We start from the raw sequence: 6,870 nt of genomic DNA, 5'->3' as shown, positions 1-6,870 counted from the left end.
TGTATAGTAATATCAACTTACATTATAATGGATTTTTTATGTATGTGGGAGATACTTTTTGTATCTCCTTTTAATTTTTTAAGCAGTAATTATTACTACTTTTGCCTACTAAAATTATACTCTAAGTAGGGGACGGTTATCAATTCCTATTCTTTTGCTCGAGACAAAATTATAACCGTAGATATAATGCATATAGTTCCAAACCATTCTGCTATACTCAGTGGAACTTTTAGCCATACTATTGATAGAAAAGCTGCAGATAAAGGTTCCATAGAATCTAACACACTCGCTTCCGTTGGTTTTATATATTTTAAACTTTGAAGATAACAGCAAAAGGCAATTATGGTTCCAAATAATACTACAAATATAACAGCAGCTATGGAGCCAATACTCCACTCACCTGTAAAATCCCAAGGCTGATGTATAAAACTGAAAGCTATTCCGCCAATAAGCATCCCCCATCCAGCTGTCAGTATTGATCCCCATCTAGCAAGTAAATATCGTGGATACAATGTATAAAAAGCTGCTGCAAAAGCAGAAATAATGCCCCAAAATAATGTTAATTTAGAAATGGATATGCTATTAATATCTCCTTTGGTAATTATAAAAAATGTACCTAACATAGCTAAGGCAATAGCCGTAATCTCTCGAAAATTTGGCATCTTTCTAGTACGAATAGCTAAATAGCAGGTGATTATTACTGGTGATAAATATTGAAGTATAGTTGCTGTTGCCGCATTTCCATATTTGATAGCAGCAAAATATGCATACTGCACACCTATCATTCCTACAATTCCATAGAATACAAGACTGAAGCGATCATGTTTAGTTTTCCATACCTTCCATATATTTTTATCACCTTTAATAAGAGAATATACTAACAAAATAATTCCTGATACTAAAAGGCGAATAACAACAAGCCATTCCGCGCTAAATCCTTTTTCCTGAAATAAATATTGAGCAACAGTACCTGATACTCCCCATAGCATGGCTCCTGTTATTGCAAGTACTATTCCTTTTACCCTTGGTTCAAACTTCACTGTGTTTTCACTCGCTTTCTCCATAATCTATTCAAATACTACTAGTACTCTCCAAGTAATAAGTATACTATCAATTAATGATAGATGTAAATAATACGGCAGTAATTAAAGAAACTAAGGGACAGTTATTAATTTTTTGCTAAAATGCTTGTCTAAAAATCTGAAAGTTAATTGAAAGTTAATAACTGTCCCTACCCCTTTTTACATAATCATGAAACTTGTGAAATTTATAACTGGAACTACTTAAAGACATATGGTATGATTTACTAGTAAATATTATTCTAAAGAAAATACCTTCTAAGGAGGAACCAATTAATGCTAACTAGATCAAAAAAAGCGCCCTGTTATGAAGCTGAACAAATCATAGATTATGTTGACAAACGTATGAAGGGGCAAATTATTAAAAAACCCGATATTAAGTATGGTATTCATATAAAAATATCTGATTATTTTGACAAACTTTTTGATAACGAGGCTAGTCTGGCTGAATCAGCAAAAAAAATTATTGAAATAGGTTCTAACATAAGTAATTTTGATTCTGAAATGAGCCATATATCTAATGTACTAACCAATTTTTCTAAAGGAATGTCTGATGTTAGTCAATCTAATTTGGCTATTGTTGAACAAACCACTGCCAGTATGAATGGGGTTAATGAAACTATTACTAAGGCAACAAATACCCTTAACACTATTTCAAGTTCATCAACAGATCTTATGCAAAGTAATGCTGAAGGACTAAATCAAATAGAGGAACTTGGTACAATTAAAGGAAATGTTGTAAATAATGCAAATGTAATGAGTAGTAATATGGATAATTTGGTTGAAATGTCTAATAAGGTTAGCGACATTGTAGGCGTTGTAAATTCAATAGCTGAAAAAACAAATCTCTTGGCACTTAATGCTTCCATAGAAGCTGCTAGAGCAGGAGAACATGGTAAGGGGTTTGCAGTGGTTGCCGAAGAGATTAGAAAACTTGCAGATGATACAAAGGTAAACCTTGATGGTATGAAATCAGTAATGTCAGATATACATAAAGCCACCAATGACGGTAAAAATAGTATGGACAAAACAATATCTGAAACAAATAAAATGAGTGAAAAAATAGATACAGTTAAAACTACTATACAAGAAAATGTTAATCTTTTAGGACATACCGTAGAGGATATAAAAGTTTTAAATAATTCCATTAGTGGTATTAGCGTTTCCACAAATGAAATTAATAAAGCAATGGAGCTCTCCACTGCAGATGCTGAAAAACTCAATAACATGACAGAAGAAATATATAATAGTGCTGTAGAAAGTTCAGAAGAAGCATCAAAAATTTCTAAAATTGATGCTAATCTATCAGAAATAGTTAAAAGTATGATGTCTCATTTAAAGAATAGCTCTCATTCATTAACCAATAAAGAGTTTATTACTTATTTAGAAAAAGCAATAAAATCCCATAAAGATTGGTTAGCTAATTTAAAAAGATCTATAGATGAAATGAAAGTATATCCCCTTCAATTAGATGGGACTAAGTGTGCCTTTGGACATTTTTATTATTCAATTAATGTTGAACATCCAAAAATACTTCCAAGTTGGAAAGAGCTGGGAAGTATCCATTTAGACTTTCATAAACTTGGTAAAAAAGCACTAGATTCTATTGAAAAGAATGATTCTGAAGCTGCAAATAACTTTTATAGACAAGCTGAACAAATATCTTCTAAAATATTCAAATTATTAAATAGCATTATAGAAGATGTTAAAAATATTGATTCAGCAGGTGGAAAAATATTTAATGCCACAGAGCATACAGAACATAGCCGTGAAAGCTGCACTGACTGTGGTTCATGTTAAATTTCTGCATAGGGACAGTTAACAACTTTTCACTATAATACTTGTGTAAAGGCTTAAAAGTTGATAACTGTCCCCTAACTTTACTAACTTTAAATAAATAATTCTTTTTTAAATTCCTTACCTTGAGTATCTATTATAGTTAAGTTTAACTTCTTAACAATGCAATTTTCTATAGCATATAAATCTATTTCATAATCATTATCTTTCTTTTCAATAGAAATCTTAAATTGAAAGTCTTGGTTATTATATTCTTTTGTAATTCCATCATCATCATAATAGTTATAGCATGCCCTTTCATCTACAAAAGCTATTAAATCTAATTCTTTATTATCAAGATAATCTACACAACTGCTATGTTTTCCTAAAACCAGTATTTTATCTTTTCTTATAAAAATAGGAGTAGCTTCTAATTCAACCTCAATATAATGATGTCCCTTAGGTAAAACTTGAAAGCTTCTATTTTGATAAGATACCATATTCCAAAACACCATTTCTTCTGGTAAGTAAACATATCTTCCAAAAGCATTTTGCTTATATACTGGTGCAATCATTAAAGAATCTCCCACTAAAAGCTGATCCTCTATTAAATTATCGTCTTCATATTCAAAAGTCATGGGTTTAAAATAGCACTCATTTTCCATGCATGCCTTCATGTATTCACTGTATATATAAGGTATATAAGCATATCTATTTTCTATAATAGTTCTTAAAGCACTTGTGGTACTTGGACTAAAACTATAAGGTTCTTGATTTCTAGTGTCATTTGCAGAATGGTTCCTATAAAGTGGAGTAAACATACTAAATTCGTTCCATCTAATCAATAAATCCTCTGTACAATCGCAGGCAAAGCCCCCTGTATCCGCTCCCGAATAAATAAAACCACATATATTTAAATTAGGCATCATTTTTATATTCAGCTCTAAACTGCTCCACCAAGCTTTATTATCTCCTGTCCATATTCCACCATATCTATGCATGCCTATAGCTGAAGACCTGGAGAATATTAAAAATCGTTTATTTGGAGCTATTTTTTCGAAAGCTTCTGCAGCAGCTCTTGTCATATTATACCCATATAGATTATGCACTTTATCATGTCTTATAATCTTTCCATGTACCCTATGATAAAAACTTTTGTAATCTTCCATTCTATTGCTAATGCTTAAAAAACTATCATTTAATTCAAAAAAACTATGCACATCTAAATTCTTATCTTTTGATTCATAAGCTTTATCCACAACCTGTTTTAGGGATTTTTCTGTATAAAAAATAGCAGGCTCATTCATATCGTTCCAAAATCCCTCTATCCCTTTGTCTATTAAGTATTTATATTTTTCTCCAAACCAAGCTCTTACATCCTCATTTAAAAAATCTGGGAAATGTACTTTTCCAGGCCATACAGCTGCTACAAAGGGTTTATTATTTTTATCTACACAAAAATATCCATTCTCTACGCCTTCATCATAAACATCATATCCTTTTTCGATCTTTACCCCAGCATCGATTATTGGGATTAATCTTATTCCCTGTGATTTTAAGTTTTTTACAAAGTTTTCAAAGTCACCAAACTTTTCTTTATCTATGGTAAAATCCTTAAATCTCTCCATATAATCAATATCTAAGCAAACCCCATCTATTGGTATATCATTCTTTTTAAAGCCTTCCACTACATTTAAAATATCTTCCTTATTCTTATATCCCCATCTGCTCTGCTGATATCCAAATGCCCATTTAGGTGCAATATAGCTTTTACCTACCAATTCCCTAAAATTTTTAGCTATTTCCTTTAAACTATTTCCTTGAATAATATACAAATCAAAATTGTTTTCTGGAACTTTTATGCACATTAAGTCCCCCTTTGTATATCCTAAATCAAAAATTACTTTTCCCGGGCAATCAATAAATACTCCAAAGATTTCACTACCCTGTAGGATTAAAAAGTTGTGTGCTGCATAAATGGATTTTCTGTCCTCAGTATGTTCAAATTCATCGCTACAAAAACTTTCATATATCCATCCTTTTTTATTTATTCCTCTAACATTTTCACCTAGTCCATATATAATATCCTTTTTCTTAAGTTCATAAGTGAGTTCATTTTGAAACCCTATTTTTAAATAGGGCATATCATTTTTATTACTTTCTTTTATATCTAATACTACAGCCTCAGTATTCATAACTGAGCCAAAGCAAAATTTTTTTATATCCATAAATCTCTGTCCCCCTACTTAACTGACCCTTGTACAATACCTTTTATTATATATTTTTGCATAGCCAAATAGAATACTACAATAGGTATCATAGCTATAACTAATCCTGCTAAAGCTAAATTCCATCTCTTTGAATATTCTCCAAAGAAATAAAACATCTTCAATGGTATCGTCTGCCACTCAGGTCTATTAATTACTAATTGTGGCAATAAAAAATCATTCCAAATCCACATAGAATTTAATATAGATACTGTTACTGTTGTTGGCTTTAAAAGCGGAAATACTATAATCCAAAAGGTTTGAAATTTATTACAACCATCTATTGCTGCTGCTTCTTCAATTTCCTTTGGTATACTTTTGATAAATCCATGATATAAAATTACAGATAATGATGTTCCAAATCCCAAATACATAAACACCAATCCAACAGGATTTAAAAGATGTATCTTTCCTGCCATTGCAACTAAAGGAAGCATAACCGCTTGAAATGGTATAAGCATAGATGCTGAAAACATCAAAAATATAAAAGTACTTACTTTGCTCTTTGTCCTTACTAGCATCCAAGCTGCCATGGATGTAAATATTATTATAATGACTACTGAAAATACTGTTATTAAAAGAGAGTTAGTAAATGATTTTATAAAATCTAAGTGTTTAAAAGCTTCTACATAATTATTTAAAGTAAAACTTTCCCCAGGTAATCCTATTACATCTGAAAATATGCCCTTTTGAGTTTTGAATGAGTTTACAAGCACTAAGTAGAAAGGAGATATAAATAATATGGCTAATATTATAGATACTATAGCTGTACAAATTTTGTTTTTCTTTTTCATTACATTTCTACCTCCCTTTTCTTACTGTAATACATCTGGGTTAAGGTAATAGCTGCTATTATAATTAAAAATATTACGGCCTTTGCTTGAGCTATTCCAAATTCATTATATTTAAAGGCAGAATTATATATATTCATAGCTATCATTTCAGTAGAATTATAAGGCCCTCCTGCTGTAAGTGACAGGTTTTGGTCGTATAGTTTAAATGAATTAGATAAAGTTAGAAATATTCCTATTGTAAATGCTGGAGACACTAAAGGAATTATTATACGTCTTAATATTTGTCCATCACTTGCTCCGTCTATTTTAGCAGCTTCTATTATATCGTCAGGTATATTTTGCAATCCAGATATATATATTACCATCATATATCCTGACATTTGCCAAGACATGAGAATAACAAGTCCCCAAAAACCAGTTGTAGGATCTGCTAACCATCCTCTCAAAAAATCTATTCCCAAAGCAGCTCCTATAAAATCAAAACCTTTAGTGAATATAAATTGCCATATAAATCCTAAAATTAGTCCTCCTATAAGGTTTGGTAAAAAGAATATTCCTCTTAAACCATTTGAAATTTTCAATCCTCTTGTTACTAGCAAGGCTAATACAAATCCCATAACATTTATTGTTATAACTGATACAATGGCAAATTTAGCGGTAAATAAAAATGATGAGAAGAAGGTTTTATCGTCCTTTATTATTTCTATATAATTTGAAAGTCCTATCCAATTTGCTTTGTCCTCTATTCCATTCCATGAAGTAAAAGAGTATATTATTCCCATAATAACAGGTATCAAAACTACCACTATAAAAGCAAATAATGCAGGTGCTACAAATATAATAAACCATTTTCTAGAATCCTTATTCATTTTTACACCCCCTTAAAAAAGTGCCTGCACTTTTTTAGTTGACAATCGATAATAGAGAAACAAAGGTGAAGGCTTCCCACCTCCA

Annotated in this window: 5 protein-coding genes; 1 reads left to right on the top strand and 4 read right to left on the bottom strand. The window is 30.8% G+C overall.

The features are described from left to right. Positions 1-146 precede the first annotated feature (146 nt). Entirely contained in the window at positions 147-1,040 is an 894-nt protein-coding gene (locus CLLI_RS11005) for a DMT family transporter (RefSeq protein WP_106064262.1), read from the bottom strand. Positions 1,041-1,355: 315 nt separating this feature from the next. Between CLLI_RS11005 and CLLI_RS11000 the strand changes: the two genes are divergently transcribed. Then, positions 1,356-2,879, top strand: a complete 1,524-nt coding sequence (locus CLLI_RS11000; protein ID WP_106064258.1) for a methyl-accepting chemotaxis protein — start codon at positions 1,356-1,358, stop codon at positions 2,877-2,879. Between the two features lie 89 nt (positions 2,880-2,968). On the opposite strand, the gene CLLI_RS10995 is transcribed toward CLLI_RS11000, so the two are convergent. Genes CLLI_RS10995 through CLLI_RS10985 form a run of 3 tightly spaced genes read right to left on the bottom strand, consistent with a single transcriptional unit; the run spans position 2,969 to position 6,785 of the window. Next, positions 2,969-5,083 carry a TIM-barrel domain-containing protein gene (locus CLLI_RS10995; RefSeq protein ID WP_106064257.1) on the bottom strand — a complete coding sequence of 705 codons (2,115 nt, stop codon included), beginning with the start codon at positions 5,081-5,083 and terminating at the stop codon, positions 2,969-2,971. Positions 5,084-5,097: 14 nt separating this feature from the next. After that, positions 5,098-5,916, bottom strand: coding sequence for a carbohydrate ABC transporter permease (locus CLLI_RS10990; RefSeq protein WP_106064256.1), 819 nt, complete (start codon positions 5,914-5,916; stop codon positions 5,098-5,100). Further along, the gene (locus CLLI_RS10985) at positions 5,916-6,785 is read right to left on the bottom strand and encodes a carbohydrate ABC transporter permease (protein ID WP_106064255.1); all 870 of its coding nucleotides are present in this window, start codon (positions 6,783-6,785) and stop codon (positions 5,916-5,918) included. The genes CLLI_RS10990 and CLLI_RS10985 overlap by 1 nt, the downstream gene beginning before the upstream one ends. Between the last annotated feature and the right edge of the window lie 85 nt (positions 6,786-6,870).

Source organism: Clostridium liquoris (genome assembly GCF_002995785.1).
GTDB lineage: Bacteria > Bacillota > Clostridia > Clostridiales > Clostridiaceae > Clostridium_AO > Clostridium_AO liquoris.
Note: the sequence above shows the minus strand (reverse complement) of the source record. Positions and strands in the feature narration are given on the sequence as shown.